Annotated in this window: 26 protein-coding genes; 20 read left to right on the forward strand and 6 right to left on the reverse strand. The window is 69.2% G+C overall.

Translation table 11 applies throughout. The features are described from left to right. Window positions 1–48 precede the first annotated feature (48 nt). From dsbG to ACO2Q2_RS12405, 6 genes are read right to left on the reverse strand one after another with little or no spacing between them, the layout of a single operon-like run. On the reverse strand, window positions 49–807 hold the full coding sequence (dsbG, locus tag ACO2Q2_RS12380) for a thiol:disulfide interchange protein DsbG (RefSeq protein WP_423256089.1): 759 nt from the start codon (window positions 805–807) through the stop codon (window positions 49–51). Continuing rightward, window positions 804–1,631, reverse strand: coding sequence for a prolipoprotein diacylglyceryl transferase family protein (locus tag ACO2Q2_RS12385; protein WP_423256090.1), 828 nt, complete (start codon window positions 1,629–1,631; stop codon window positions 804–806). The genes dsbG and ACO2Q2_RS12385 overlap by 4 nt, the downstream gene beginning before the upstream one ends. Next, window positions 1,628–1,939, reverse strand: coding sequence for a hypothetical protein (locus ACO2Q2_RS12390; RefSeq protein WP_423256091.1), 312 nt, complete (start codon window positions 1,937–1,939; stop codon window positions 1,628–1,630). The genes ACO2Q2_RS12385 and ACO2Q2_RS12390 overlap by 4 nt, the downstream gene beginning before the upstream one ends. Further along, window positions 1,936–2,916 (reverse strand): c-type cytochrome, encoded by a 981-nt coding sequence (locus tag ACO2Q2_RS12395; protein WP_423256092.1) that lies wholly within the window; start codon window positions 2,914–2,916, stop codon window positions 1,936–1,938. The genes ACO2Q2_RS12390 and ACO2Q2_RS12395 overlap by 4 nt, the downstream gene beginning before the upstream one ends. Beyond that, window positions 2,913–3,578, reverse strand: a complete 666-nt coding sequence (locus tag ACO2Q2_RS12400) for a c-type cytochrome (protein ID WP_423256093.1) — start codon at window positions 3,576–3,578, stop codon at window positions 2,913–2,915. The genes ACO2Q2_RS12395 and ACO2Q2_RS12400 overlap by 4 nt, the downstream gene beginning before the upstream one ends. Before the next feature lie 36 nt (window positions 3,579–3,614). Next, window positions 3,615–4,502: a metalloregulator ArsR/SmtB family transcription factor gene (locus ACO2Q2_RS12405; protein WP_423256094.1), complete on the reverse strand. Its 888-nt coding sequence runs from the start codon at window positions 4,500–4,502 to the stop codon at window positions 3,615–3,617. A 303-nt stretch (window positions 4,503–4,805) separates the two neighbouring features. Here ACO2Q2_RS12405 and ACO2Q2_RS12410 point away from each other — a divergent pair, with 303 nt between their 5' ends. The 20 genes from ACO2Q2_RS12410 (at window position 4,806) to ACO2Q2_RS12505 (ending at window position 24,743) form a co-directional block, all read left to right on the forward strand. Next, complete coding sequence (locus ACO2Q2_RS12410; protein ID WP_423256115.1) at window positions 4,806–5,177, forward strand: MarR family winged helix-turn-helix transcriptional regulator; 372 nt, start codon at window positions 4,806–4,808, stop codon at window positions 5,175–5,177. 61 nt (window positions 5,178–5,238) lie between these two features. After that, window positions 5,239–6,723, forward strand: coding sequence for an efflux transporter outer membrane subunit (locus tag ACO2Q2_RS12415; RefSeq protein ID WP_423256095.1), 1,485 nt, complete (start codon window positions 5,239–5,241; stop codon window positions 6,721–6,723). A gap of 9 nt (window positions 6,724–6,732) precedes the next feature. Further along, a complete protein-coding gene (locus tag ACO2Q2_RS12420) occupies window positions 6,733–7,938 on the forward strand; it encodes an efflux RND transporter periplasmic adaptor subunit (protein ID WP_423256096.1) in 1,206 nt (401 codons plus the stop codon). Window positions 7,939–8,043: 105 nt separating this feature from the next. Then, entirely contained in the window at window positions 8,044–9,570 is a 1,527-nt protein-coding gene (locus ACO2Q2_RS12425) for a DHA2 family efflux MFS transporter permease subunit (RefSeq protein ID WP_423256097.1), read from the forward strand. 96 nt (window positions 9,571–9,666) lie between these two features. Further along, on the forward strand, window positions 9,667–10,011 hold the full coding sequence (locus tag ACO2Q2_RS12430) for a hypothetical protein (protein ID WP_423256098.1): 345 nt from the start codon (window positions 9,667–9,669) through the stop codon (window positions 10,009–10,011). A 140-nt stretch (window positions 10,012–10,151) separates the two neighbouring features. Then, window positions 10,152–10,556 (forward strand): hypothetical protein, encoded by a 405-nt coding sequence (locus tag ACO2Q2_RS12435; protein WP_423256099.1) that lies wholly within the window; start codon window positions 10,152–10,154, stop codon window positions 10,554–10,556. 114 nt (window positions 10,557–10,670) lie between these two features. Then, window positions 10,671–12,446 carry a copper resistance system multicopper oxidase gene (locus tag ACO2Q2_RS12440; RefSeq protein WP_423256100.1) on the forward strand — a complete coding sequence of 592 codons (1,776 nt, stop codon included), beginning with the start codon at window positions 10,671–10,673 and terminating at the stop codon, window positions 12,444–12,446. Continuing rightward, window positions 12,443–13,549 carry a copper resistance protein B gene (locus ACO2Q2_RS12445; RefSeq protein ID WP_423256101.1) on the forward strand — a complete coding sequence of 369 codons (1,107 nt, stop codon included), beginning with the start codon at window positions 12,443–12,445 and terminating at the stop codon, window positions 13,547–13,549. Before ACO2Q2_RS12440 ends, ACO2Q2_RS12445 begins: the two co-directional genes overlap by 4 nt. Window positions 13,550–13,563: 14 nt before the next feature. Continuing rightward, window positions 13,564–14,604, forward strand: coding sequence for a c-type cytochrome (locus ACO2Q2_RS12450; protein WP_423256102.1), 1,041 nt, complete (start codon window positions 13,564–13,566; stop codon window positions 14,602–14,604). A 33-nt stretch (window positions 14,605–14,637) separates the two neighbouring features. Further along, complete coding sequence (locus ACO2Q2_RS12455; protein WP_423256103.1) at window positions 14,638–15,024, forward strand: hypothetical protein; 387 nt, start codon at window positions 14,638–14,640, stop codon at window positions 15,022–15,024. A gap of 24 nt (window positions 15,025–15,048) precedes the next feature. Beyond that, entirely contained in the window at window positions 15,049–15,186 is a 138-nt protein-coding gene (locus tag ACO2Q2_RS12460; RefSeq protein ID WP_423256104.1) for a hypothetical protein, read from the forward strand. 454 nt (window positions 15,187–15,640) lie between these two features. Next, window positions 15,641–15,985 carry an NADH-quinone oxidoreductase subunit A gene (locus ACO2Q2_RS12465; RefSeq protein ID WP_423256105.1) on the forward strand — a complete coding sequence of 115 codons (345 nt, stop codon included), beginning with the start codon at window positions 15,641–15,643 and terminating at the stop codon, window positions 15,983–15,985. Further along, window positions 15,982–17,439, forward strand: a complete 1,458-nt coding sequence (locus ACO2Q2_RS12470) for a hypothetical protein (RefSeq protein ID WP_423256106.1) — start codon at window positions 15,982–15,984, stop codon at window positions 17,437–17,439. Before ACO2Q2_RS12465 ends, ACO2Q2_RS12470 begins: the two co-directional genes overlap by 4 nt. Next, window positions 17,436–18,362 (forward strand): NADH-quinone oxidoreductase subunit H, encoded by a 927-nt coding sequence (locus ACO2Q2_RS12475; protein ID WP_423256107.1) that lies wholly within the window; start codon window positions 17,436–17,438, stop codon window positions 18,360–18,362. The genes ACO2Q2_RS12470 and ACO2Q2_RS12475 overlap by 4 nt, the downstream gene beginning before the upstream one ends. Further along, entirely contained in the window at window positions 18,359–19,033 is a 675-nt protein-coding gene (locus ACO2Q2_RS12480; RefSeq protein WP_423256108.1) for an NADH-quinone oxidoreductase subunit J, read from the forward strand. Before ACO2Q2_RS12475 ends, ACO2Q2_RS12480 begins: the two co-directional genes overlap by 4 nt. Next, window positions 19,030–19,335: an NADH-quinone oxidoreductase subunit NuoK gene (gene nuoK, locus ACO2Q2_RS12485; protein ID WP_423256109.1), complete on the forward strand. Its 306-nt coding sequence runs from the start codon at window positions 19,030–19,032 to the stop codon at window positions 19,333–19,335. The genes ACO2Q2_RS12480 and nuoK overlap by 4 nt, the downstream gene beginning before the upstream one ends. A gap of 212 nt (window positions 19,336–19,547) precedes the next feature. After that, complete coding sequence (locus ACO2Q2_RS12490) at window positions 19,548–21,239, forward strand: NADH-quinone oxidoreductase subunit L (protein ID WP_423256110.1); 1,692 nt, start codon at window positions 19,548–19,550, stop codon at window positions 21,237–21,239. A 1-nt stretch (window position 21,240) separates the two neighbouring features. Beyond that, window positions 21,241–22,728 carry a complex I subunit 4 family protein gene (locus tag ACO2Q2_RS12495; protein ID WP_423256111.1) on the forward strand — a complete coding sequence of 496 codons (1,488 nt, stop codon included), beginning with the start codon at window positions 21,241–21,243 and terminating at the stop codon, window positions 22,726–22,728. A gap of 2 nt (window positions 22,729–22,730) precedes the next feature. Further along, a complete protein-coding gene (locus ACO2Q2_RS12500; RefSeq protein ID WP_423256112.1) occupies window positions 22,731–24,140 on the forward strand; it encodes an NADH-quinone oxidoreductase subunit N in 1,410 nt (469 codons plus the stop codon). A gap of 123 nt (window positions 24,141–24,263) precedes the next feature. Further along, on the forward strand, window positions 24,264–24,743 hold the full coding sequence (locus tag ACO2Q2_RS12505; protein ID WP_423256113.1) for a hypothetical protein: 480 nt from the start codon (window positions 24,264–24,266) through the stop codon (window positions 24,741–24,743). The last annotated feature ends 70 nt before the right edge of the window (window positions 24,744–24,813 follow it).

The following is a 24,813-nucleotide window of genomic DNA, read 5'->3' on the forward strand; positions in this document are numbered from 1 at the left end:
ACGCGACGCAAGCCCCGCCTGGCGCATCGGCGAATCTGCCCAGCCGGCTCAGCGCGGGCCGAAGATCGCCTTCAGCTGCGCGTTCGGCAGCATGCCGGCGGCCATGTGGATGCTGCCGTCGGCGTCGCGGTACACCGTGGCCGGCGTGCCCTGCACGCCGAGCTTGTCCATCAGTTCGCCGTTGGCCACCAGCGCCGCCTCGACCGTGGGCGCCAGCGTCTTGGCCGGCGCCACGGTGCTGCGGCCGAAGCTCTGTTCGTGCTGGCGCAGGGCGGCCAGCGGATCGGCCGCGCCCAGGATCGCCGCGGCCCGATACGGGCTGGTCGGCGAGATCACCGCCACCAGGATGTGCCGCACCTGCACGTCGCCGCCGGCCAGCAGCGGCTGGGTGGCGGCCCACAGCTTGTGGCAGTACGGGCACTCGGTGTCGGTGAACACGTAGACGATGCGGCGCGGGTGGCTGGCGCCCTCGGCGATGTAGCGCGTCCTGCCGAGCGCGGCCCAGGTGGCGTCGTCCAGCGCCGGGGCCGCGGCCACTGCCATGCTGTCGCTGGTGAGGTCGTTGCCGGCGCGGTCGTACAGCGAGCCGATCAGCGTGTGCTCGCCGTCCGGCAGCAGGTAGACCGGCAGCGCACGACCGCGGTACTCGCCGACGAAGCCGCGGTAGCCGTCCGGCGCCTTCAGCGGGCCCTTGATGGTGATGCCCTTGGCGGTCAGCGCCTGCACCGGCGGCGGCAGCGGCGCCTCGCTGGCGGGGGTGCAGCCGATCATGGCCAGGGTCAGGAGGCAGGCAAGCCAACGGTTCAAGGGGATTCTCCGGTTGCGGTGGGGGTGGCTGCGATGCGTTGCAGGGACTCGGCCAGGGTGGCCGCCGACAGCTCGCCCAGATGGGTGTCGCGCAGCCGGCCGTGCGTGTCGATGAACAGCGTCGTCGGATAGCCGCGCACGTTGTAGTGGGCGCCGAACGCGCCGCTGCTGTCGAGCAGCACGTGCCGCGGCGTCAGCTGCTGCCCGGCAAGAAACCGCTGCACGGCGTCGGCCGATTCGCCGGCGTCGACAAATACGAAGCGCACGTCGGGCCGGCGCTTCTGCGCCTGCACCAGCATCGGCAGTTCGCGTTGGCACGGCCCGCACCAGGTGGCCCAGACGTTGATCACCAGCGGCTGGCCGGCCAGCGTGCCGATCGCCACGCTGCGGCCGTGCAGATCCGCCAGCGCCAGCGTGGGCAGGGGCAGGTGGGTGGCCTGTTCCAACCGCAGTGCGGTGAGGCTGACCAGCCCCCAGGCGAGGCCGCCCGCCGCCAGCGTGAGGACGAGCGGGCGGCGCCGCGCCGGGTGTCGCGCGGCCACCACGCCGGCAGCGGCCAGCACGGCGAGCGCGCCGGCCCATGGCACGAAGCCGCCCACGCGCGGATCGATCAGGCTGCCCGGCTCGCGGGCGTACTCCGGCCACCAGCGGACGACGTGCGCCAGCCGCGCGACCAGCACGCCGGCGGCGAGCAGCCACCACAGCGTGCCTTCCACGCGCGGCATGCCGCGCCGGTGCCCGCGTGCGTCCACCGCCAGTGCCACCACCACGCCGGCGAGCAGGGCGAGCGGTCCGGTGGCGAGCGCCCAGGGTCCGAAGTTCATGCCGACCAGCCGCTGGCGCGATTGCCCTTCGGGCTGCGCACCTGGTTCCAGTCCACTGCGCGGAAATATTGCGCCCCCGGCGCGTGCACGCCCCAGTCCGCCGAGGCCGCGTAGTGCAGCCGCCTCAGCAGCTGCTGGTCGACATGGCGATAGCCCGACCACGGGTACGCGTCGAAAAACACCGTGCCGCCCACCGTGGTCGTGCCCGCCGGCGTGTCGACGGCATGCGCGCCGGCGGCCACGGCCAGTGCGAGGAAAACCGAAGCGATCGCCGTCGCCGCGCGCCGGAGCAGGGCGAAAGCAGTCATCGCGCACCCCGGCGCCTGGCCGGCCGGGCGCCCAGCAGGTGGCCCTTGACGGTGGTGCCGTAGAGCGACATCGGCGTGTCGTGGAAATCCCTGCGCGTCTGCGCGAGGTCGCCGGTGAAGCGCGGGTCCTGCGGGCGTTCGTGGGCATCCATGTACATCGCCACGTCCCACGCGTCCTGGTCGCTCAGCGTGTTGCCGCGGCTCTGCGGCATGTTGGCCTTGATGAAGGCGGCGGCGTTGTCCAGCTCGTGCATGCCGGCGCCCCAGTTGAACGAGTCTGGACCCCACAGCGGCGGGAACACGTAGCGCCCGGCCACCTTCTGGCCCTGGCCGTCGCTGCCGTGGCACAGCGCGCAGTCGCGCTGGAACACCGCCGCGCCGCGCGCGTAGTCCGGTGGCTGCGGCGGCTTGAAGCCCTGCTTGGGATAGCCTGCGCCGTCCAGTTTCACGCCGATCGGCGCGCCGCTGGACAGCCAGAAGGCATAAGTCTCCAGCGCCAGCATCTCGCGGCTGTCCAGCGGCGGCGCCTTGCCGTTCATGCTGTACCTGAAGCAGTCCTGCAGGCGCTCGCCGAAGCTGTTCACGTGCCTGTTCTTGCTGCGGTAGGCCGGATACCTGCCGTAGGCGCCCCACAGCGGCGCCGAGTTCGGCAGGCGTCCGGCGTCCAGATGGCAGTTGGTGCAGGCCAGCCCGTTGCCGACATAGGCCGGCGCCTTCTGCGCGGTGTGCACGAACAGCGCGCGCCCCTCGCGCACCATGTCGCCGAACGGGCCTTCGGGGATCGCCGACTCCGGCGGCGGCGTGAAGGCGGTGGCGGGCGTCGGCACGAGTGGCTTCGCCGTCGACGCGGTGTGCGCAGGCGCGGCCGGTGTGGAGGCCGGTGTGGCCGGCCCCGCGTCGCTGGCGGGGGACGAGGGCTGACAGGCGGCCAGCAGCACCGCCGTCATCGCCGGGAGCAGGAGTCGATGGCGCGTCATGGCGTGGTCTCCGCATGGTCCAGCGGTTGCGCGGCGAACCATGCCGCCACCGCGTTGACGTCTTCTTCGTCCAGCGCGGTGCTGATGTGCTGCATCAGCGCCAGCGGGTCGTTGTGCCGGCGGCCCTGCTGCCAGGCCTTGAGCTGGGCGGCGAGGTACGCGGCCGGCTGCCCGGCCAGCGGCGGGAACGCCGCGCCCACGCCCACGCCACCCGGTCCGTGGCATTGCTCGCAGGCCGGCACCTGGCGGCTCCAGCGACCGCGGGTGGCCAGCAGCGCGCCGCGGCTATCCGGCGCGGGCGACGGCGTGGCCGGCCTGGCCAGCGCGGCCGGCAGCGGCAGCTGGCTGTAGTACTCGGCCAGCGCCTGGCGTTCCTCGCTGGAGAGCGCCGTGGCGATCGGTTTCATCACCGGATCGTCGCGGCTGCCGTCGGCAAAGCTGTCCAGCTGGCGGCGCAGATAGACCGCGTCCAGCGCAGCCAGCCGCGGAAAGCCGTCGGCCACCTGGCCGCCGCCGTCGATGCCGTGGCAGTCCAGGCACGGTGGTGCGCCCTTGCCGTTGCCTTGGCTGGCGAGCTGCGCCGCGTCCAGCGCGTGTGCCGCCGGCGCGGCCAGGGCGGCGGCCAGTGCGCATGCGGCCACGACACTCCATCGACGGTTCATCGTGCGTTCTCCCTGCGGCTGCCGAACACGCGGCTGCTACAGCGGCATCAGGGCATAGCCCTGACGCTGCAAGTCGGCGATGGTGGTCAACGCGGACAGGGCCAGCGTGACATGGCGGTCGATCGCCTCGTACGGGTAGCCGTGCTCGGCCACCGCCTGCCCGCACACCGCCACGTCCACCCCGGCCTCGCGCAACCGGGCGATCAGCGGCAGGTTGGGGTTGTCCTGGCCGAACGCGGTGCGGTAATGCGCGTCGTCCAGCGCCAGCGGCGTGGCGGCGCCGGAGGCCACCGCGACGAAGTGCAGATGCTCCAGCGGCACGTCCGCGCCGGTGTACAGATTCACGCTGCGCGCGAGCCGCTGCAGGCCCGGATTGAGCTGGTCGGGCTTGCCCGCGCCGGCGAGGCTGAAAACCACCTTGCAGGAGGCCCTGGGATCGGGTTGGTAATGCGCCTGCGGCAGCGGATGGATCCGCCCGGCGCCCTCGATGGTGGGCGTGATCCAGAAGCCGTCGGTCGGCATGGCGCCCGCGCCGGTCAAGGCGAGGCCGAGCACGGCGGCCAGCGTGGCGGGTTTCATCGGATCGCCCCCTGGCGCTTGCGCCAGAGCCGGAACCTCGGCACACAGGCTGGTGAGCAGCGCGGGCAGCTGGCCGGAGGCCTCGCTGCCCAGCCGGTAGAACAGCTGGCGCGCCTGTCGTCGCTGTTCCACCAGGCCCTCGTCGCGCATGCGCGACAGGTGCTGCGACAACGCGGACGGCGCAATGCCCAGTTGCGTCGACAGCTCTCCGGCGCTGGTCTCGCCGTGACGGAACAGGCGACACAGCACCAGCAAGCGGGACGGATGGGCCAGCGCCTGCAGCAGCCGGGCGGTGTCCTGGGCGCGCTGATGCTGGAGCGGAAGGGTTGCGATGGCTTGATTCATATTTAAGTGAAATAAGTATTGAAAGAGTTTGCCGACTGCCGGCGCGTTTGTCATCCCTATGCCGTCAGTGGCGCCGGCAAGTTGCGGTCCGGGGCAGGCCCCTCTTTTGCCGGTCCGGCTGGAAGGCCGCAAGATTTTGCCTGCACAAAGGCTGCGATCTAGATATTTGCCTTGACAAATAAACCTAAGGCAATAGAATGCGCGGCCATGAATGCTGCCACCCCCGCCACGCCCATCCCCAAGGGCCCCGCCGAAAGCCTTGGCGTGCTGCTCGGCCTGGTCCGCTCGGAGATCGTCCGCGCGATGGAGGCCGAGCTGGCCGTCCAGCACATCGACCTGCGCTTCACCCAGTTCCTGATCCTCAAGCGGCTGGCCCGGCTCGGACCGATGAGCGCCAGCGAACTGGCCCGCTCGGTGGAGCTGGACGGCGGCGCGATGACCCGCCAGCTGGACCAACTCGAAGCCAAGGGCCTCCTGCGCCGCACGCCGCACGAGCAGGACCGCCGCGCGCTGCGCATCGAGCTGACCGACGCCGGCAACGCGCTGTGGCAGCAGCTCAGCGACTGCAACGACCGCGTGCTCGAAGCGACCCAGCGCTCGCTGAGCCAGGCCGAACGCGAACAACTGCACGATTATCTGGAGCGCGTGCTGCACGCGCTGCGCGTCAAGTCCTGACATCCCCGCCTCCGCCGATATCCTGCTCCTGCTTGACCCCCTTTTCCCAGAGATCATGACCATGCGTCTGCATACCTTCGCCGCGGGCATCGGGCTCGCCCTGGCCTTGGCCGGTTGCGCCAGCAGCGGCGGCCTGCACACCAGCGGCACGCCGACCGATCCGTCCGCGCTCGCCACCGCGCAGAGCCTGGCCCGCCTGCACGCGGCCGAGGCCAACTGGCCGAGCGAGGACTGGTGGACCGCGCTGGGCGACCCCCGGCTCGACGCGCTGATCAGCGAGGCGCTGCGCGACAACCCGAGCCTGGCCGTAGCCGACGCCCGCGCCCGCGCCGCCCAGGCCGAAGTGGGCAGCGCCAACGCCGCGCGTGGCCCCAGCGTGAATGCCGGAGCTGCTGTGTCCGGCGCGCGCCTGCCGACCACCGTACTGCCCGCCAGCGTGGGCGGCGGTCACTTCGTCAATGCCAAATACGCCTACGCCAGCTTCAACTGGGGGCTGGACCTGTGGGGCGGCAAGAAGGCCACGTGGGAAGCGGCGGTGGGCCAGGCCAAGGCGGCCGACATCGAAGCGCGTGCCGCGCGCATCGAGCTGTCCGCCAACGTGGCGCGCGCCTATGCGCAGCTCGGCTACGCGTTCGCCCAGAAGGATGTCGCCGACGCCGAGTTCCAGCGCGCCAGCACCGCCCGCCAGCTGACCCGCCAGCGCGTCGACGCGGGCGTGGACAGCACGCTGCAGCTCAAGCAGGCCGACACCGAGGTGGCGCAGGCCCAGCGCGATCAGGCGGTGGCCGACCGCGCCGTGGATAGCGCCCGCTCGGCGCTGTCGGTGCTGCTTGGCAAGGGCCCGGATCGCGGCCTGGCGATCGGCCGGCCGGCGGTGCTGCAGCCGACCGCGGTGGCGGTGCCGGCGAACCTCCCGGCCGAGCTGATCGGCCATCGCCCGGACCTGGTCGCCGCACGCTGGCGCGTCGAAGCGGCGCAGAAGGACATCAAGGCGGCGAAGACCGAGTTCCTGCCCAACCTCAGCATCGGTGCGCTGGCCGGCGTGCTGGCCACCGGCGGTACCAACCTGTTCCAGCTGCCGGCGCGGTTCTACCAGCTCGGTCCCACGCTGAGCCTGCCGATCTACGACGGCGGCCGCCTGCGCGCCAATCTCGACAGCAGGGACGCCGCCTACGATCTGGCGGTGGCGCAGTACAACCAGACCCTGGTCGCCGCGGTGAACGAAGTCGCCGACGACCTCTCCGGCCTGAGCTCGCTCGCCACCCAGATCGGCGCCCAGCAGCGCGCGCTCGATGCCGCGCGGCAGGCCTGGGATCTGGCCAGCCAGCGCTATCACGCCGGCGTGGGCAGCTACCTCGAGGCGCTTGTCGTGCGTCGGCAGCTGCTGCAGGCCGAGCAGGGCCTGGCCGCGCTGAAGGCGCAGCAGGTCGACCTTTCGGTGCAATTGCTCGCCGCGCTCGGCGGCGGCTACCGGCCGCGCAATGCCGATGCCGTGCCGCCGGCTGCGCCGGCCCTCCATTCCTCCTCCCTTTCCGATCATTCCTGAGGCCTGACCATGTCCAGCCAACCTTCCAACCCGGCCGACCCCCAGGCCGGCGCGCCGGCCAAGCCGGCCAAGCCGGTCAACAGCCGCCGCGGCTTCTTCCTGCGCCTGCTCGGCGCGGTGCTGGTGCTCGCGGCCATCGCCTGGACCGCGTGGTACTTCCTCGACGGCCGCTGGTACGAGAGCACCGATGACGCCTACGTCGACGGCAACGTGGTGCAGATCACCCCGCAGCTGTCGGGCACGGTGGTGAGCATCGGTGCCGACGACGGCGACCGGGTACATGCCGGCGACGTGCTGGTGCGTCTGGACAAGAGCGATGCGGAGGTCGCACTGGCCGAAGCCAAGGCCAACCTGGCCAACACCGTGCGCAAGGTGCGTGGCCTGTACAGCAGCGCCGCCGGCGCCCAGGCCGACGTGGCTGCGCGCCAGGTGGCGGTGGAGAAGGCCCGTGCCGACTATGAGCGCCGCAGGAATCTGGCCAAGAGCGGCGCCATCTCCGCCGAGGAGCTGGCGCACGCCCGCGACGAGCTGGCCTCATTGCAGAGCGCCCTGACCACCGCCGAGCAGCAGTACCAGACCACCAAGGTGCTGGTCGACGACACCGTGGTCGCCTCGCATCCGGACGTCCAGATGGCTGCGGCCAAGTTGCGCGCGGCCTACCTGGACGACCTGCGCACCACGATCGTGGCGCCGGTGGACGGCTACGTCGCCAAGCGCTCGGTGCAGTTGGGCCAGCGCGTGGCGCCCGGCATGGCGATGATGGCGGTGGTGCCGCTGCACCAGGTGTGGATCGACGCCAACTTCAAGGAAACCCAGCTCACCCACATGCGCATCGGCCAGCCGGTGGACGTGGACGTGGACATGTACGGCGGCGACGTCACCTTCAAGGGCAAGGTGCAGAGCCTGGGCGTGGGCACCGGCAGCGCGTTCTCGCTGCTGCCGGCGCAGAACGCCACCGGCAACTGGATCAAGATCGTGCAGCGCGTGCCGGTGCGCATCGTGTTCACCGAGCCGAAGCAGCTCGACGCGCATCCGCTGCGCATCGGCCTGTCCAGCAACGTGGAGGTGAGCCTGCACAACCAGAACGGCCCAATGCTCGCCCGGCAGTCGCCGACGGCGCCGGTGCTCAACACCGACGTCTACGACAAGCAGCTGGCGCAGGCCGACGGCCTCATTGCGCAGATCATCCACGCCAACATGGCGCGCGGCAAATAATCCGTAGGAGCGCACCTGGGTGCGCGAATGCTTTTCGCTTTGATGTCGATCAGGAGCAAGAGCATTCGCGCACAGGGTGCGCTCCTACCTTATTGATTGAGTCCGATGACCACAGCCTTCCGTCCACCCAATCTGGCGCTGACCACGGTCGGCCTGTCGCTGGCGACCTTCATGCAGGTGCTGGACACGACGATCGCCAACGTGTCGCTGCCGACTATCGCCGGCAGCCTCGGCGTGAGCTCCAACCAGAGCACCTGGGTGATTACCTCGTTCGCCGTCAGCATGGCGATCTCGCTGCCGCTGACCGGCTTCCTCACCCGCCGCTTCGGCGAGGTGAAGCTGTTCATCTGGTCGACCCTGCTGTTCGCGCTCACCTCGTTCCTGTGCGGCATCTCGCAAAGCATGGGCATGCTGATCGTGTTCCGCGCGATCCAGGGCGCGGTGGCTGGGCCGATGTATCCGATCACGCAGAGCCTGCTGATCTCGATCTACCCGCCGGCCAAGCGCGGCATGGCGCTGGCGCTGTTGTCGATGGTGACGGTGGTGGCGCCGATCGCCGGCCCGATCCTCGGCGGCCTGATCACCGACAACTACTCGTGGCCGTGGATCTTCTTCATCAACGTGCCGATCGGCATCTTCGCCTCGATGGTGGTGGGCGCGCAGTTGAAGGAGCGCGAGGAGCAGACCGAGCGGCCGAAGATCGACTACGTCGGCCTGGTCACCCTGATCATCGGTGTCGGCGCGCTGCAGGTGGTGCTGGACAAGGGCAACGACGAGGACTGGTTCAACTCGCAGTTCATCGTGATCACCAGCATCATCTCGGCGGTGGCGCTGGCGGTGTTCCTGATCTGGGAGCTCACCGACAAGGACCCGATCGTCAACCTCAAGCTGTTCCGTCACCGCAACTTCAGTGCGGGCACGCTGGCGCTGGTGCTGGCCTACGCGGCGTTCTTCTCGATCGGGCTGATGGTGCCGCTGTGGCTGCAGCGCAACCTCGGCTACACCTCCACCTGGGCCGGTTATGCCACTGCGCCCCTGGGCATCATCCCGGTGCTGCTCACCTTCATCGTGGGCAAGTACGCCGGTCGTATGGATTTGCGCCTGCTGGCCAGCGCCGCCTTCCTGGTGATGGGCACGACCTGCTTCATGCGGTCGGACTTCTACCTGGAGATCGATTTCTACCACGTGGCGATGGTGCAGCTGCTGCAGGGCCTGGGCGTGGCGCTGTTCTTCATGCCGGTGCTGTCGATCCTGCTGTCGGACCTGCAGCAGAACGAGATTGCGGCGGGCTCGGGTCTGGCCACCTTCCTGCGCACGTTGGGCGGCAGCTTCGCCGCCTCGCTCACCACCTTCATGTGGGACCGCCGCGCGGTCACCCATCACGCCCAGCTGGCCGAGCAGATCACCCCGTACAACCCCACCGCGCAGGCGGCGCTGCAGCAGATCGGCCACGGCGACACCACCTTGGCCGCGGCCAGCATCAACCAGATGATCACCCAGCAGGGCTACCAGATCTCGTTCAACGAGGTGTTCCATGTGCTGGGCTGGATCTTCCTGGGCCTGATCGTGGTGATCTGGCTGGCCAGGCCGCCGTTCGGGGCCAAGCCGGGGCCGGCGGCGGGCGGTCACTGATCGTCGCTGCGAGCTCGCGCGGTCTTCAGGGAATCTGAACATGGCGGGGACTAGGGTGCGCGGGCGGTACCCCCGATCTTCCCTCAGGAGAACGCCATGATCCGTACGCTTACCGCTTCCCTGCTCGTCCTTGCCCTGGGCACCGGCGCCGCACTCGCCCAGGACACCACGCCGCAGGACACCACGCCGCCGGCCACCGCGCCGATGGGCGGCATGCAGCACATGGACAAGATGGATCGCATGAAGGGCATGCACCACATGGGCAACGTGATGGGCATGCACAAGATGCCGGCCACCGTCACCGATGCCGACGCCGGCACCGGCATCGTCGAGGTCGATGCCGGCGGCATGGCGCTCAAGCTGCATTTTCCGCCGGCGGCCATGAAGACCCTCAAGGCCGGCGACAAGATCACCGTGCACATGGGCTTCAGCAAGCCGTAACCCTGCCGCCCGTCCCCACGGCCTGACGTCCATTGGAGCCAGCCCGTGCTTGCCGTACCGCGGCAAGCCGGCTGGCCCGTGGGGCGCATGGACCCTGCTCCAGGGTTGAGCCGGCCGCGTCGCCGGCTTAAGGTGCACCGATGACATTGCGCGCGCTCCGCTCCCTGCTCCGTTCACGCCGCCTCCGGGCCCTGGCGTGGCTGGCGTGGTTCGCGCTGGTCGCGCAGGCTTTTGCGGCGGCCGCGCCGCCGGTGCCGCCGCCGGGCGGATCGGCCATCGCCCGGATGCTCCACGGTGCCGAGCCGGCGCACGGCGCGTCCGTCCATGCCGACCATGCGGCGATGGCGGACAGTTGCTGCGGCGGCCATGCGGGCGGCACCCCGACACATGGCTGCACGTGTGCGTCCATGTGCGCCAGCATGCTTCCCGTCGCCAGGCTTGGCCTGCCGTCGCTTCCCGCGGCGTTTGCGAGGTTCGGGCGCGTGCGTCCGCAACGTGCGCCCGCCATGGCTTTCACGCCACCCCTGCGGCCGCCGTCGACCTGATCCACCTGCAGTGAGCACGCCGTGGGCGAGCCAGCCGGTTCGCCCGCGACGCCGGTTTTCACGATCCCCGGAGCGCTGCCGATGGCGGCCGCGGATCGCAGATGGAGTCCTCTCGTGAATGTCTTCTTTCCGCCCGATGGCGTGGACCGTTCGCGCCGTCACTTCGTGCTCGGCCTGGCGGCCGGCGGTACGGCGGTCGGTCTCGGGCTGCTGGCGCCCGGCCGGGTATGGGGCGCCACTGCCCCGGCGATGGCGGCCTCGTCGATGCCGCAGCTGCGCGGCGACACGTTCGACCTGACCATCGGCGATACCGCCGTCGATTTCACCGGTGCGCGGCGTATCGCGACCACCGTCAACGGCAGCGTTCCCGGTCCGGTCCTGCGCTGGCGCGAGGGCGACACGGTGACGTTGCGCGTGACCAACCGGCTGGCGGTGCCCAGCTCGATCCACTGGCACGGCATCCTGCTGCCGTTCCAGATGGACGGCGTGCCCGGCATCAGCTTCCCCGGCATCGCGCCGGGCGAAACCTTCACCTACCGCTTTCCGGTGCGCCAGAGCGGCACCTACTGGTACCACTCGCACTCGCGCTTCCAGGAGCAGACCGGGCTGTACGGCGCGATCGTGGTGGAGCCGGCGGACGGCGAGCGCCATCGTGCCGACCGCGACTACGTGGTGATGCTCAACGACTGGAGCGATGACGACCCGGAGCACATCTTCGCCACGCTCAAGCGCCAGAGCGACTATTACAACTTCGCCGAGCCGACCGCGCCGGAATTTTTCCGCGACGTGCGCCGCATGGGCCTGCAGGCGGCGCTGGCCAGGCGCAAGATGTGGAACACCATGCGCATGAGCCCGAGCGATCTGAGTGACGTCTCGGGCTACACCTATACCTACCTGATGAACGGCACCACGCCGAACGGCAACTGGTGCGGCCTGTTCCGGCCCGGCGAGCGGGTCCGCCTGCGCTTCATCAACGGCTCGTCGATGACCTATTTCGACGTGCGCATCCCCGGCCTGAAGATGACCGTGATCGCCGCCGACGGCCAGGATGTCGAGCCGGTGCCGGTGGACGAGTTCCGCATCGGTGTGGCCGAGGTCTATGACGTGCTGGTGGAGCCGCAGGAAGACCGTGCCTACACCGTGTTCGCGCAGTCGATCGACCGCACCGGCCATGCCCGCGGCACGCTGGCGCCGCGACCGGGCATGCAGGCCGAGGTGCCGGCGATGGACCCGCGCGCGCGCCTGGCGATGGTCGACATGATGGGCGCCATGGCGATGGGCAACCGCGGTCACTCCGGCCACGACGGCGGCATGCCGGGCATGGAGATGGATGGGATGTCGGGCATGGAGATGGGCGGCGGCAGGGCGCCAGCCGTGCATCACGCCCGTACCGAGTACGGCCCGGGCGTGGACATGCGCGTGGACATGCCGCGCACCAACCTGGACGACCCGGGCGTGGGCCTGCGCGACAACGGCCGACGGGTGCTGACCTATGCCGACCTGCACACGATCGGCGGCCCGATCGACCGGCGCGAGCCCGGCCGCGAGATCGAGCTGCACCTCACCGGCAACATGGCGCGCTACATGTGGTCGTTCGACGGGGTGCCGTTCGCCGATGCCACGCCGGTGCACTTTCGCGCCGGCGAGCGGCTGCGCGTGGTGCTGGTCAACGACACCATGATGCCCCACCCGATCCACCTGCACGGCATGTGGAGCGAGCTGGAAAATCCCGTCGGCGCGTTCCAGGTGCGCAAGCACACCATCAATGTGCAGCCCGCGCAGCGAGTGAGTTATGGCGTGACCGCCGATGCAGTGGGGCGCTGGGCCTACCACTGTCACATGCTCTATCACATGGAAGCGGGCATGTTCCGCGAAGTGGTGGTGTCATGAGCCGGGCCAACACGTGGCGACAGCCGCTTCGCCTGGCGCTCGGCATCGTGCTCGCTGCCGGTGGCGCGGCGGCGCTGCCGGTCGCCGCGCAATCGGCGCCTGCTGCATCCGGCACGGTGGCCCGGCCGATGGAGGCGATGGACATGGATGGCATGAACATGGGTGACATGCCGATGCCGGCCGCCGCATCCAGCACGAAGGCCGCGGCAGCGGCCAGTCATGCCGCGAAGGACGGCGGCATGGCCGGCATGGAGCACGGTGCGATGCCCGGGATGGACCATGCGAACCATGCCCAGGGCAAGCGTGCCCCGGCCCAGTCACCGGTGTCCGGGACGTCCGGCGACTCGTCCGCGCACGGCAGGTCCGGCATGGCGATGGGTGCCATGCAGGGCGGCAAGGCACCGCCGGATGCGCGCAGCCCCGACTATTCCGACGGCGTCGGCTACGGCGACATGCCGGGCATGGACATGCAGCCACCGAGAGTGGGCCGACTGCTGCTGGACAAGCTCGAGGCCGTGCACGGGCGCGAAGCCAACGGCCAGGCCTGGGAGCTGCAGGGCTGGTACGGCGGCGACAACGACAAGCTGTGGCTGCGCAGCGAAGGCGAGCGCAGCGGGGGACGCGTGGAGGACGGCAGTGCCGAAGTGCTGTGGAACCACCTGATGGCGACCTACTGGTCGACCCAGCTGGGCATCCGACGGGATATCGGCGTAGGTCCCGGACGAAGCTGGGCCGCCTTCGGCGTGGAGGGACTGGCGCCGTACTTTTTCGACGTGGAAGCCACGGCCTACGTCGGGCAATCGGGTCGAACCGCCGCGCGCTTTCGCGCCAGCTACGAGGTGCTGTTCACCCAGCGGCTGATCCTCACCCCGGAATTCGAGCTCAACGCCTACGGCAAGGCCGATCCGGCACGCCGGATCGGTGCCGGCGTATCGGATGCGTCGCTGGGCCTGCGCCTGCGCTACGAGATCCGCCGCGAATTCGCCCCGTACATCGGCGTGAACTGGGTGCGGCGCTTCGGTGCCACCGCCGATTACGCGCGGCGCGAGCATCAACCGGTCTTCGACCCGCAGCTCGTCGCGGGCATGCGCATCTGGTTCTGAGGTGGGAATCCATCATGAAAAAACACATCAAGCACCACAGCATCACCGTTGTCGCGGTTCTGGCAGCTCTCGCGCTGGGTGCCGGCGCATTCGTCTACTCCGGCCTCTACGACATCGGCGCCGACGATCCCCACACCAAGCTCGTCCATTCGGCCTTGCAGACCTTGCGCGAGCGCTCGATCCATGTGCGCTCGCAAGGCATCAACGTGCCCGACCTGGAGGACCCCCAACTGATTCTCAAAGGTGCCGGCCAGTACGCGGCCATGTGCACCCAATGTCATCTCACACCCGGTCAAACCGATTCCGAGATTCGCCCCGGGCTGTACCCGCAGCCGCCCAACCTGGCGCAGGAACGGGTCGATCCGAAGGACGCCTTCTGGGTAATCAAGCACGGCATCAAGATGAGTGCGATGCCGGCCTGGGGTTTCAGCCACGATGACCGGGCGATCTGGAGCATGGTCGCGTTCCTGCAGAAGCTGCCGGACATGACGGCGGCACAATACAAGGAGATCGTCGCCCGGGCACCGCCGGATGAAGACATGGACATGGACGGCGATGGCGGCCACAACCACGGCCATGGCGAGGGCGCCGCCGCTGACGCGGATGACCATCATGCCGCTGCTGCACCGACCGCCGTTGCGCCGCTTTCGTTCGATGGCATGAAGCCCGGCGCGGCGCCGGAGGCCGAGGCCGTGGCGAAGTCGTTCCAGCAGGCGTTGCAGCGTGGCGATCGCGATGCGGTACTGGCTTTGCTATCACCGGCGGCAACCATCAGCGAAAGCGGCCAGACGCAGTCGCGCGAGGCGTACGCCTCCGATCATCTGAGCAGTGACATCGCCTATTTGAAATCCGCCACCGTGACGCCGGTGTCGCAGGCCTCGATGGCGATGGGCGACACCGCCATGGTCGGCACTGAAAGCACCATCGTAAGCAGCGCCAAGGAAAAGCCGAGCACCGTGAGCAGCCGCGAGTTGCTCACGCTCAAGCAGCATGGAAAACAGTGGAAAATAACCGCTATCCAGTGGCAGTCCGTGGCGCAAAGCACCCCGCAGTGAGAGGAGCCGCCCGATCGCCTTGAGCGAGGTTTGGTGTCGTGGAACGTGCTGTACCTGGCCGTGCTGGCGCTGGTGTTTGCATGGGACCCGGCGTATGCGCTGCTGGGCCAGATGAACATCCGGCTCGGCAACGCCAGCGCGATGGATTTCGTCAACGCTATCTTCGGCATCACTGCCCATCCGGTGGGCTTTCAGTTCTGGTTCGTGCGCGATCTGTTCGTTACCGCGCTGGTCAGCCCGCTGCTCTGGCTGTCGCTCAAGTACACGCCGTACCTCGGCATGGCGCTTCTCGGCGTGGCGTGGATCGTCGGCAGCGACCTGCTGATTTTCTTCCGTACCGACGTGGTGTTTTTCTTTTATCTGGGCGGATTTTTGCGCATCCAGCGCATACCGCTGCATATCGGGCGCACCACGAGCTGATGGCTGCTGGGCGCCTATCTGGCGGTGGTCACGCTGCGCACGGTGGCGCCGCTGTTCATTGATCTCAGGGTGCATCGCCCCGAGCTGCTCACCGCCGCCACCCGTTCGATGCGGCTGCTCGGCGTGCCCGCCTGCTGGGGCTGTTTCCAGCAGTGGGCGTAGCGCCGCACCGGGGCGGCCATCGCCCGGTTCGGCGGCCTGGCGTTCTTTCTCCATTCGGCGCACTACCCGCTGATCGCCGAGGTCAAGATCCTGCTATGGCCGCTGCTGCCCTCGCATGCGGACGCCTGGCTGATCGCGCACTACGTTGCGAGCGTGGCGGTCACCGTGGCCATTGGTGTGTCCACGGGCTTGCTGCTGGCACGCCGGCTGCCGGGCCTGTTCGCACTGATGAACGGTGGCCAGCCGGGCACCGGGCCGCAGGGTGCGCAAACGATCGCTTTACCAACGAGCCGAAGCATGTCGTAACGGCGCCCGTTCAGGAGCATGGCCAGAAATAGACGCGGGCGACAGCAGCGCAGCGAAGCCCGTAGGCGCGCAAAGCGGATGCGACCCTAGTGGCGCTCCGCCTTTGCGCAACACCTTCTTTTCACCACGTTCATAGTGGACTGCCGATGTGAAAGATGTCGTTTCCCTTGTGGTGGTTCTGTTGTGTTCGGCAGGCACGGCCGGGGCGTTGCGATGGCTGGCTCACGACCATGCCGGCAGCGCTCCGCAACAGGTGCCGTTTCTGGGCGGCGGCGACGCCAAAACCCATGCTTGGCAGCGCTATCACCTGCGCTGCTACCCGATGCTGCTGCTGTTCATCGCCTTCGAGATGGAGATGATGTTCATGTATCCGTGGGCGGTGGTTTTCGTGGCCGAAGGTGGCAAGGCGCTCATGGACATGGGCATGTTCCTGGCCATTCTCGCCATCGGCATCGTGTATGCCTGGCGCGAAGGGATCTTCCGGTGGCAATGAGCGCGCTGAGAGCACTCGCCGCGGCCGCGCCGGTACCGGTGTTTGTCGCGATCGGCGCGGATGCCGGTGATCACATCGACGATCTCGGTTTGCAGCCATCCCTCCAGCGCGTGGCCAGTCCGCGCCATGCCAGCGTGCTGCTGGTGGCAGGTGAAGTGCGTGAGCACGATGTTGCGGCGCTGCGCCGACTGCACGATCAGTTGCCGCATCCGCGCGCGACGCTGTGCTGGGCCTGTGACGCTCCCGCCAACTTTGGCGCGCCACGCACGCTGCCGCCAAACCGCGATCCCGTGCCGGCACTGCGCGAGTTGTATCGGCAACTGCTGGCTGGTGAGCACCCGTCCGAACCCGACCTGCTGCCGGACGAGCCCCCTGCGCCTTGGCGCGGCGTGGGCGAATACGGGCAGGGTGGCAAGGGCATGATGGGTGGCGCGCCGTACGGGCGGCCGATGCCGATGACCGACGATGATCTGCGCGACGGCCTGGCGCTCGATGCCTACACGCTGCGGCTGGGTCCGTTCATGCCGACGCTGCCAGCCGGCCTGGTGCTCTCGCTGACCGTGCAGGGCGATGTGATCCAGCACGCGCACATGGAAAGTCCGCCGCTGTGGCCGGCGCCGCCTTCGTCATCGCACGCTCCATACGATGGCGCCGTCAGGCAGGTCGAACCATTCGATGGCTCCTCATTGCTGAAAGAAACCGGTGCCGCTGCCTTCGCCGGCTCCAGGCCCCGCGATCCCGGCTTGGTTGGTTCCCTGGCAGCAAAGAGCCGCGAGCATGACGATCGCGATGCACCCGACAACGCGCGGACGCTTGCACACCGCGAATACCGACGCGCTGCGCAGCATCTGCGCTGCATCGCGAGGTTGCTGGCCGTTCTTGAGCTCGCTTCACTGGCCGAGCGCTGCCGGCGCATGGCCTGCGCGGTCGAACACGGCGAACCCTGTTCGATCGATGCACTGCGCAGGGCGCTGGTGCGAAGCGGCGCATTCGCCGCGATTCCTCCGGGGCTGGGCACGCTCGATCCGCTGATGGCGACGGTACTGGGCGGCACGGCGCGGCGTGCGGCCGACGTCGGCGTGGGTGAGCGGCGGCACGATCAGGCCGGCCGCGAACCGGACCGCAACGCGCTCATGCAGCGTGATGGCGACGTCCGCGCGCGTCTGCATCAATGGCTGGACGAAGCCGAACAATCCATGCGCCTGGCGCATCGCGCGGGAGACGTTGCCCTCAGCACGGCATCGCGCGCGGATGAGCTCGATGCTGAGCACGATCCGCTGCCGGCCGACAAGGCGGTAGCCATCCGCGGCGTTTTCACCACGCTGCTGCGCGGCCTGGAGTGGCACGAGGCGATGTTGGTGATCAACAGCTTTGAGGTGGCCGCGCTCCGCCGCATGTATTGCCCGCCCGGCGATGCGCCCCACGCCGCCACCCATTCCGGGCACGCGACGTGAGCGTGCTGGTGCCATGGCTGGGCATGCTGGCACTGCTGTGTGTGGGCATGACTCTTGTCGTCATGCTCGATCGGCTGGTTTTCGCAGCCATCGCGCGGCGACCGCGGACAAGTATGCGTGACACCTTGCTCGCGCCATTGCGCACGATAGCCGCCACGCTTGTGCGCCAGCAGAACCGCACCGAGCATCCGGATCGCCTGAACTGGGCGCTCGCGCCGGTGCTGTACCTGGGGCTGGCCGGTATCGGGCTGGCGGTGGTGCCGCTGGCGCCGGGCGTCGCGGTGATCGATTCGCCCGCCAGCGTGGTGCTGTGGGGCGCGGCGGAGGCGCTGACGGTGATCGCGGTGTTTCTGCACGGCTGGTCGGCCAACGCGCCGCTGCCGCTTCTCGGCGCGTATCGCTACGCCGCGCTCAGTCTGCCGATCATGCTGCTGTCGATGTTCGTGCTGATCGGCACCGCGCTGCCGGCGCAGTCGCTGTCGGTGACACGCATCGTGGAGTCGCAGCACGAGGTGTGGAACGTATGGCGCCAGCCGCTGGGATTGCTGTTGTTTCTCTTGCTGGGGCTGTCGCTGAGTCTGCGCGGGCCGTTCGACTATGCCGACTCAACCGACCTCGCCGGCGGCACCGCCAGCGAGGTCTCCGGCGCCGCGCGGCTGACCTGGCAACTCGCGCGCCACGCCATGCTGGTGGCGTTCGCGGCAATGGCCAGCTCGGCATTTCTCGGCGGCTATCTGGGTCCCGTGCGCGCCGGGCCGTGGTGGCTGGCGCTGAAGATGCTCGTGCTGCTCACGCTGCTGATCGGCGCCGGCCACGGCCTCGCGCGACTGCCACCTTCGCGCATGCTCACGCTGTTGTGGACGGTGCTGCTGCCGCTGGCGTTTCTGGACCTGGGGGTGGCCGGCGTGGTGGCGTTGTGGTGAGCGGCATCGACCTCGCGTTCTGGACGCTGGCGGTGATCGCCATCGTCAGCGGCTGGCGCGTGTTCCGTACCGACTCGATGGTGCGTTCGGCGTTCCTGCTGTTGCTCTCGTTCGTTGCCGTCGGGTTGATCCTGCTGCTGCTGCGCGCGCCGTACCTGGGCATGGCCACCATCTTCATGATGGGCGTGGAGATGATGGTGATGGCCTTGTTCATGGTGATGTTCATGATGGACCCGGCCGGCCTCAACCCGATGAACATGGTGCATCAGGAGCGCTTCGCCATCGTCGCCGGAGTGCTCGCGTTTGCCGGGCTGGCGGCAGCGGTGTGGCTGACCGATCTGCCGCAGCACCCGCTCGCCGCCGGCCGGCCGGTGATCCGCAAGCTGGGGTTGGAGTTGCTCGGCCGCTCGATGCTGATCTTCGAGACCGCCGGGGTGACGCTGCTGGCAACGATGATCGGCACCGTGGTGCTGTCCAGCCGCAGCGGCCGGTTCGGTCCGGCCGATGCCGGCTCGCTGCCGCCGCCACTGACGCCCGACGGGATACCGGCGGGGCGCATGCCGGAGAGCCACAGCGGCGGCCACGGCGGCCACGCTCCTGCGGCGGCGTCTCCAACGGCCGGCGAGCCGGCGCACGGGCATGCAAACGAACAACCGGAGCACCACGCATGAGCCTCCAAGCGATCCTCCTGGTCGGCGCTTCGCTGATCGGCCTGGGCCTGTATGGCGCGCTGTCGCAGAAATCGTTCGTGATGCTGTTGATGGGGCTGGAGCTGATGCTCAACGGCGTGCTGCTGATCGTGGTCGGCTGCTGGTCGCGCAGCGCCGGCGGCGATCCGCGCGGCCAGTTGCTGGCGATCACCGTGATGGCAGTGATGGCGGTCGACATGGCGATCGGCTTCGCGCTGGTGACGGCGGTCTACCGCAAACGCCAGGTCGACGTGATCGAGGGCCTGACGACGATGAAACACTGATGCTCTGGACGCTGGCCCTGCTGCCAATGCTCGCGGGTGCCGCGTTGTTCGCGGCTGGCTCGGAGCGGCGCGGCTGGCTGGCGGCGGCGGCCGCGGCGACCATGGCCGCCACGCTGCTGATCGGCGCGCGTGCCGCGGCCCATGGCTGGCAGGGCGAGTTGGCGTGGAGTCCGCTGCTGACCCTGCACGTGGCGCTGACACCGTTGGCTGCCGTGGTCGCGCTGCTGGTGCCGGCGGTTGCCTTGCCGGTGCTCGCCTACGCGGCGTTCCACGAAGAGCGTCCCGGCTTGCGCCGGCTGCTCGCGCTGCTGCTGTTGTTTGTCGGCGCGATGGAGCTGCTGGTGATCGCGGCCGATCTGCTGACCCTGCTGGCCGGCTGGGAGCTGGTCGGCGCGTGCTCATGGGCGCTGATCGCGCATCAATGGCGCGATGCCAGCGGAGCCGCTTCCAGCCTGTACGCCTTCGTGATGACGCGCCTTGGCGATCTGGGCATGTTCCTGGCGGTGATGGCCGCGTTTGCCGGCAGTGGATCATTCGCCTACGCCGAACTGGCGCAACTGCAAGGTTTGCCCCTGGCACTGCTGACCTTCGGGCTGCTGCTGTCGGCCGCGTCGAAATCCGGCCAACTGCCGTTCTCGCCGTGGCTGTTCCGCGCGATGGCCGGCCCGACCTCGGTTTCGGCCCTGCTGCACGCGGCCACCATGGTCGCCGCCGGCGCTTATCTGCTGGCGCGGCTGCAGCCGCAACTGAGCCGCGTGGCGTGGTTCGGACCGGCGGTGATCGCGATTGGGCTGAGCACCGCGCTGGCCGGCGGTGTGGTCGCCATCGTGCAGAGCCACGCCAAGAAATTGCTGGCCGCTTCGACCTCGGCGCATTTCGGCTTGATGTTCGTCGCGGTGGGTGCGGGCTATCCGGCGGTTGCCGTGGCGCACCTGGTCGCGCATGCCTGTTTCAAGGCGCCGCTGTTTCTCGCCGCGGGCATCGCTGGCCAGCGGACAGACGGCTATACGCTGGCGCGCATGCGCCTGGGTCGCGCGTTGCCGTGGGTGGCCACCATGAGCGGCGTGGCCGTACTGGCGCTGGCCGGCGTGCCGCCGATGGGCGCGGCCTGGACCAAGGAGACGATCGCCGCCGCCGGCGAACACGCCAGCCCTTGGGTTGCGGCGGCGGTGTTGCTGGCTGGCGGCTTGAGCGCGGTGTACGCAGCGCGCTTTCAGGGCCTGGCCTTCGGCTTCGGCGATCCATGCGTACAGGCAAAGCGACCGGGTTGCGTCGAACGCATCGCGATGACCCTGCTGGCGCTGGTCACTCTCGTGCTGTCGCTGCTGTGGCTGCCACGCGCGCACGCCGCACTGGGCGCCTTGCTCGGCGTGTCATGGCCGACATCGGGCACGCTGGTGCGGGTCGCATCGCTGCTGCTGGCCGGGCTGGGTCTGGCGACCGGCAACCTGTTGGTGCGACGGTGGCCGAAGCTCGGCCTGAGCGGCGCTCCGGCTGCGGTAGCGAACTGGTGGGGCCTGCCGACGCTGCTGCGCGTGAGCTTATCGACGCCGGTGCTGTGGCTGGCGCACGCCGCGGCGTGCGCGGACGACGCGTTGATCGACGCCATGCCGCGCGGTGCCGCCTTGTTGGGCCGTCGCGCGGCGGCACGTTTCGCGCGTGGCGACGATGCCGTCGTCGATCGCGGGGTTCGCGCCAGCGAAACATTCACCATGGTGCTGGCGGCGTTCGGCCGCGGCCTCGGCGAACGTGTCGCGGACGGACTGCCGGAGGGCACCGCCGCGCTGCTCGGCCTCGGCGGCCTCGACGTACGACGGTTGCAAACCGGGCTGTCACAGCACTACGTGGCGATGCTCGCGATCGGTGGCGCGCTATTGACCGTGATTCTTCTCTTGGGGAGCTGACATGCTGACTTTGGCCATTCTCGTCCCCCTGCTTGGTGCTCTTGCTTTGGCGTTCCTGCCCAACGCATCCGAAGCTCAGATACGCCGGATCGCCATCGGCGTGGCCGCGCTGCCGCTGCTCCTGTTGCTGGTCGTGTGGGCACGCTTCGATACCTCTGCCGGCGCGGCGGCGTTCCAGCAGGTGGAAGTGATCCCGTGGATCCCTTCGCTGGGCGTGGCCTGGCGGGTCGGTGTTGACGGCATCGCGCTGGCGATCGCGGCGATGAGCGCGCTGCTGTTTCTCGCCGCCATCGCCTGGCCGGCCGAAACCAAAGGGCGGGCTCGGGCCTACTACGCCTGGTTCCTGTTTCTGCAAGCGGTCTCGCTGGGCGTGTTTCTGGCGCTGGACCTGCTGCTGTTCTACGTGTTCTTCGACCTGAGCCTGGTCGGCATGTATTTCCTGATCGGCCGCTGGGGCCATGGCGACGCCCCGCGCGCGGCGCTCAAGTTCTTCGTGTACACGTTCGCCGGGTCGCTGGCGATCCTGCTGGCGATCCTGGGGCTGTCCCTCAGCGGCGGGCCGCTGAGCTTCGACATGCGCGAGTTGATCGCGCGGCAGCCGCTGGCGGGCATGGACGTGCGCAGCGCGCTGGTGCTGCTCGGCTTCGTATTCGGCTTCGGCATCAAGACGCCGCTGTTTCCACTGCACACCTGGCTGCCGCCCGCGCACGTCAACGCCCCTGGGCCGGTGTCGGCGATCCTGGCAGGGGTGCTGCTGAAGATGGGCGTGTACGGATTGATCCGGATTCCGTTCTCGATGATGAGCGCGACGTTCGCCCGCTACGCGCTGCCGCTGGGCATCCTGGCGGTGATCTCGATCCTGTGGGGATCGCTGGTGGCGCTGGGTCAGCGCGACCTGAAACGGCGCATTGCCTACACCTCGGTCAACCACATGGGCTACGCCGTGCTGGGCGTCGCCGCGGCTGGCGCGCTCGCCGGCAGCAGTGCCGGACGTCAGCTCGCGCTGACCGGTGCGGTGGTGGAACTGGTGGCACACGGGCTGATCACCGGCGCGCTGTTCCTGATCACGGCCGCGTTCTGGCAGCGCGCGCGCGCGTACGACATGGATGCCTATGGCGGACTGGCGCAGGTGGCGCCGGGACTGACCGCGGCGGCCACGGTGGCGGCGTTCGCCAGCCTCGGCCTGCCCGGGCTGGCCGGCTTCGTGGCCGAGTTCCAGATCTTCGCCGGCACCTTCGCCAGCTATCCGTGGCTGGCCGCGATCGGGCTGCTCGGCATCCTGATCACCGCCGCGCTGTTCCTGCAGATGCTGCAGCGATTGTTCTTCGGCGCGCTGCCCGCGCGCTGGGCGGACTTCGCCGACCTGCGGCCACGGGAGATTCTGCTGCTGGGTGGATTGCTGCTGCTGGTGGTGGCGATCGGCGTCTACCCCCACGCACTGCTGGCAGTCGTCGACAGCGCGTCGGCCACGCTGGTGCGGAGTCGCTGACGATGCCGATCGGCGACGTCCTGCCGGAAATCGCGGTGCTGGTGACGGCGGTGATCGGCCTGTTGCTGGCCTCGTTCGTGCCGCAGCGGTGGCAGTGGCTGGGTGCGCCGCTGGCCTTGGTCGGGCTGACGCTGGCCGGCGTGCTGTGCACCATGCAGTGGAGCGGTCCGCCGCGGCTGACCTTTTCGGGCACCTGGGCGCTGGACGGCGCCGGCAGCGCGGCGCGATGGATCATTCTGGCATCCACCGCCGTCGCCGTGCCGCTGGCGCCCGGATGGTTCCGGCACGAACGGCGGCATGGCGAGTACTACACGATGCTGCTGCTGTCCGCGTTGGGCGCGATGGTGATGGCCAGTGCCGCCGATACGCTGCAACTGGTGATGGGCTTGCTGCTGTCGTCGGTGACCGGCTATACGCTGGCGGCGTGGCATCGCGACTGGGCGCTGTCGGTCGAGGCCGGCATGAAGTATTTCCTGATCGGCGCGTTCGCCAACACGCTGCTGATGCTCGGTGTCGCGCTGCTGTTCGGGCTGCTCGGCTGCACTGGCTATGCCGACATGGCGGCCGCGCTGGCGCACGCATCGGTATCGCCGTTGTTGCTGCTTGCGCTGGCGCTGGCGGTGATCGGTGTGGCGTTCGAACTGGGCGCGGTGCCTGTGCACACCTGGCTGCCCGATGTGGCCGAAGGCGCGCCGGCACCGGCGGCGGCGTTTCTCACCGTGGTGCCGAAAATCGGCGCCGCGCTGGCGCTGGCGCGGCTGCTGCACGTGTTTCCGGCGGACGTCGTCGGCTGGCGTCCGCTGCTGGCGGCGATGGCGGTGGCGACGATGACGCTGGGCAATCTGGCTGCGCTGTGGCAAACCGACGTACGTCGCCTGCTTGGCTGGTCATCGGTATCGCAGGCCGGCTATGCGCTGATGGCGGTCACCGTGATCGGTGTGAACGACCAGGCGCTGCCGGCGCTGCTGTTTTTCCTGGCCGGCTACGCGGTAGCCAACCTCGCCGCGTTCGCCGTTGTCACGCAACTGCGCGGGCGCACCGAGCTGGCGCATTACCGCGGGCTGGCCGGCCCGCGGCCATGGCTGGCGGCGGTGCTGACGCTGAGCCTGCTGTCACTGGCCGGCATCCCGCCGCTGGTTGGTTTCGTGGGCAAGCTCATGCTGTTCGTGGCGACCATCGAGGCTGGCTACACGTGGCTGGCAGTAGTCGCCATCGCCAACACCGCGGTATCGCTGTTCTATTACCTGCGCGTGCTGGCGCCGATGTATTTCGCCGAGGTTCCGACGCCGGTAGGCACCCTTGGCCACTGTGCCGGCAGTGCGGCGTTGCTGGCCGGCGCGGCGATCATCGTGCTCGGGCTGGCGGCGCAGCTGTTGCTGGCGGCGTTGCCGACGGCTGCCCTGTTGCCGTGATCGGCCCGCGCCGTGTCGAGCGCGCCAGCGCCACGGCAAAACGTCGCATTTCACCACCATGCGGCCCGGCCGGCTGACCTGCGTCAACCCTACCGCATCGCGACCGGCTAACCTCTGCCCGCAATGAACCGTTTCCGCCGGCTCCGACCGACCATCCGCCGTCGCCTGACTTGGGCGATGGTGCTGTGGCTGGTGTGCCAGCAACTGGCGCTGGCGGCGTACGCGTGTGCCGGTGGTCTGCCCGGCGATGCAGCGCCGGCGGAAGTAGCCGGCATGTCGACGATGGCCGGTCGCGAGGCTGCCGGCATGCGCATGCCGGGCATGGAGATGGCCGAGACGGGCACGGCCCCGGACTGCGCCGACATGCGCACAGGCGCGCCTGCGCATGCCCTGTGTGAAGGCCACTGCCATCCCGATCACGCCACCCAGCCGGACACACGCGCACCGTCCGTGCCGCCCGCGATGGTCGGCATGCTCGCCCCGCCGCCGGTGCTGCCGGCGATGGCGCAGGTATCGTCCAGCGGCAATGTGCGGGTGCGCGCCGAACGATGGCGTCCCCCTGCGCCGCCCCCGACGCTCCTGTACTGCTCGCTCCTGATCTAGCGCACGGCTGCTGGCCGCCTTGCGTTCGCCGGGCCATCGCGTCCCGGCGTTTCCGGATCCCTGGAGTGCG

It is taken from the genome of Dyella sp. KRB-257 (assembly GCF_049445995.1).
GTDB lineage: Bacteria > Pseudomonadota > Gammaproteobacteria > Xanthomonadales > Rhodanobacteraceae > Dyella_A.

Bases quoted from the DNA above. Each gene is read 5' to 3' on its own strand.
- ACO2Q2_RS12385 (WP_423256090.1), bottom strand. From the start codon at position 1,631: ATGAACTTCGGACCCTGGGCGCTCGCCACCGGACCGCTCGCCCTGCTC.
- ACO2Q2_RS12390 (WP_423256091.1), bottom strand. From the start codon at position 1,939: ATGACTGCTTTCGCCCTGCTCCGGCGCGCGGCGACGGCGATCGCTTCG.
- ACO2Q2_RS12395 (WP_423256092.1), bottom strand. From the start codon at position 2,916: ATGACGCGCCATCGACTCCTGCTCCCGGCGATGACGGCGGTGCTGCTG.
- ACO2Q2_RS12400 (WP_423256093.1), bottom strand. From the start codon at position 3,578: ATGAACCGTCGATGGAGTGTCGTGGCCGCATGCGCACTGGCCGCCGCC.
- ACO2Q2_RS12405 (WP_423256094.1), bottom strand. From the start codon at position 4,502: ATGAATCAAGCCATCGCAACCCTTCCGCTCCAGCATCAGCGCGCCCAG.
- ACO2Q2_RS12410 (WP_423256115.1), top strand. From the start codon at position 4,806: ATGGAGGCCGAGCTGGCCGTCCAGCACATCGACCTGCGCTTCACCCAG.
- ACO2Q2_RS12415 (WP_423256095.1), top strand. From the start codon at position 5,239: ATGCGTCTGCATACCTTCGCCGCGGGCATCGGGCTCGCCCTGGCCTTG.
- ACO2Q2_RS12420 (WP_423256096.1), top strand. From the start codon at position 6,733: ATGTCCAGCCAACCTTCCAACCCGGCCGACCCCCAGGCCGGCGCGCCG.
- ACO2Q2_RS12425 (WP_423256097.1), top strand. From the start codon at position 8,044: ATGACCACAGCCTTCCGTCCACCCAATCTGGCGCTGACCACGGTCGGC.
- ACO2Q2_RS12430 (WP_423256098.1), top strand. From the start codon at position 9,667: ATGATCCGTACGCTTACCGCTTCCCTGCTCGTCCTTGCCCTGGGCACC.
- ACO2Q2_RS12435 (WP_423256099.1), top strand. From the start codon at position 10,152: ATGACATTGCGCGCGCTCCGCTCCCTGCTCCGTTCACGCCGCCTCCGG.
- ACO2Q2_RS12445 (WP_423256101.1), top strand. From the start codon at position 12,443: ATGAGCCGGGCCAACACGTGGCGACAGCCGCTTCGCCTGGCGCTCGGC.
- ACO2Q2_RS12450 (WP_423256102.1), top strand. From the start codon at position 13,564: ATGAAAAAACACATCAAGCACCACAGCATCACCGTTGTCGCGGTTCTG.
- ACO2Q2_RS12470 (WP_423256106.1), top strand. From the start codon at position 15,982: ATGAGCGCGCTGAGAGCACTCGCCGCGGCCGCGCCGGTACCGGTGTTT.
- nuoK (WP_423256109.1), top strand. From the start codon at position 19,030: ATGAGCCTCCAAGCGATCCTCCTGGTCGGCGCTTCGCTGATCGGCCTG.
- ACO2Q2_RS12495 (WP_423256111.1), top strand. From the start codon at position 21,241: ATGCTGACTTTGGCCATTCTCGTCCCCCTGCTTGGTGCTCTTGCTTTG.
- ACO2Q2_RS12500 (WP_423256112.1), top strand. From the start codon at position 22,731: ATGCCGATCGGCGACGTCCTGCCGGAAATCGCGGTGCTGGTGACGGCG.
- ACO2Q2_RS12505 (WP_423256113.1), top strand. From the start codon at position 24,264: ATGAACCGTTTCCGCCGGCTCCGACCGACCATCCGCCGTCGCCTGACT.